The organism is Alcanivorax sp. HI0083 (assembly GCF_001635175.1).
On sequence record NZ_LWFX01000015.1, the window covers coordinates 1 to 504 of the forward strand.

1 protein-coding gene and 1 pseudogene are annotated in these 504 nt (G+C 61.1%); both read left to right on the plus strand.

The window, feature by feature from the left end:
• Positions 1-226, plus strand: a pseudogene (locus A3754_RS00255) (TetR/AcrR family transcriptional regulator); the annotation flags it as partial.
• Between the two features lie 22 nt (positions 227-248).
• The coding region (locus A3754_RS00260) for an alpha/beta family hydrolase (RefSeq protein WP_369817555.1) at positions 249-504 on the plus strand (256 nt) is incomplete at its 3' end.

Genomic DNA, 504 nt, shown 5'->3' on the forward strand with positions numbered 1-504 from the left:
CTTTGCGCAGCTGGCCGCACGCTTGCAGCGCGACTTTGCCCTGGAGGGAGATCAGGCCATACGTTTCCTGATGCAGGTGCAGCAATCGGTGATAGGTTGCTGGGCGGTGAGTCAACCGGCACCGGTGGTGGCCAGCGTGATCAAGGCGCCCCCGCTGGATGTGTTTCAGGTGGAGTTCGGGGATGCACTGCGTACCCAGCTACGAGCGTTGCAGGCCGCGTTATAACTCTTTGCCAGGGAGCGCCGGTATGGCTGAACGGTTTGGTGTGGATTGTCTCTATGATCGGGCAGAGAAGCCTGTTGCAGTGTTGCTGCTGGCACATGGTGCCGGTGCTGCGATGGACAGCGATTTCATGAACACCATGGCCGCAGCGTTGGCGTCGCATTCCGTGGCGGTGTTGCGCTTTGAGTTTCCCTACATGCAGCGCCGTCGTGAGGAGCAACGACAATTCCCGCCGGACCGCGCACCCAAGTTGCTGGCGGCGTTTGCCGAGCGTGTCAGAG